This is a genomic window from Sulfitobacter aestuarii, assembly GCF_042685005.1.
In the GTDB taxonomy this organism is placed as follows: Bacteria; Pseudomonadota; Alphaproteobacteria; order Rhodobacterales; family Rhodobacteraceae; genus Sulfitobacter; species Sulfitobacter aestuarii.
Genome location: NZ_JBHUMP010000069.1, coordinates 1 through 1,125 on the forward strand (window position 1 = coordinate 1; position 1,125 = coordinate 1,125).

Annotated in this window: 1 protein-coding gene; it reads left to right on the plus strand. The window is 59.6% G+C overall.

Annotation, left to right across the window (positions count from 1 at the left end; genetic code table 11):
• Positions 1 to 62: 62 nt before the first annotated feature.
• A protein-coding gene (locus ACFSUD_RS19605; protein WP_386376187.1) for an IS3 family transposase occupies positions 63 to 1,125 on the plus strand; the annotation gives its coding sequence in 2 pieces (ribosomal slippage) (positions 63 to 327 and positions 327 to 1,125; 1,064 coding nt annotated over the 2 pieces). This gene is flagged as partial in the annotation.

A 1,125-nucleotide genomic window follows, 5' to 3' on the forward strand; every position in this document is an offset into this window, starting at 1 on the left:
AGTTGAGTTAGGTGGATTTTCTGCTCCCACTCCGGCAGCGTTGCCGAGACAAAGGAGCGAAGATGACAAGACGACCGCGACGGAACCACAGCCCTGCATTCAAGGCGAAGGTCGCACTGGCGGCCTTGAAGGGCGACAAGACGATGAGCGAGTTGGCGACCCAGTTCGATCTGCATCCCAACCAAATCAAGCAGTGGAAAGACCAACTTCTGAACGGCGTTTCGGATGTCTTCGATGACAGGCCGAGGGCTTCGAAACCGCCCGAGATCGACGTGAAATCCCTTCATGCGAAGATCGGCCAGTTGGCACTGGAGAACGATTTTTTGGAAGGAGCGCTCGACAAGGCCGGTCTGTTGCCGAGCGCAGGGAAATGACGGACCCGGACCACAAGCTGAGCCTGTCCCGACAGGCCGATCTGCTGGGGGTCAGTCGCGGCAGCCTCTATTATGAACCGCGCCCGACCAGTGCAGCGGACCTCAGGCTGATGCGTCGGATCGACGAGCTGCACATGGAATACCCGTTTGCGGGCAGCCGGATGATGAAGGGGCTGCTCAGGCAGGAAGGCTTCACCGCCGGGCGGCTGCATGTGGCGACCTGCATGAAGATCATGGGCATCGAGGCGCTCTATCGCAGGCCGAACACGTCCAAACCCGCGTCCGGCCACAAGATTTACCCCTACCTGCTGCGCAAGCTCGCCGTGTGCCGCCCCAATCAGGTCTGGGCCATGGACATTACCTACATCCCCATGGCCCGTGGCTTCGTCTATCTGGTCGCCGTGCTCGACTGGTTCAGCCGCAAGGTTCTGGCATGGCGTCTGTCGGTCACGCTGGAAACTGCCCCATGCCTGGAAGCTTTGGGCGAGGCGATCCGGCGGTTCGGCAAGCCGGAGATCATGAACTCGGATCAGGGATCGCAGTTCACGTCCATCGACTTCATCAAGGCGCTGAAGGATGCCGACATTAAGATCAGCATGGATGGCAAAGGGGCCTGGCGCGACAACGTCTTTGTCGAACGGCTCTGGCGCAGCGTCAAATATGAAGAGGTCTATCTGCACGCCTACGACAGCGTGTCAGCCGCCCGAAGTGGGATCGCCCGATATCTGACATTCTACAACGCAAGGAGACC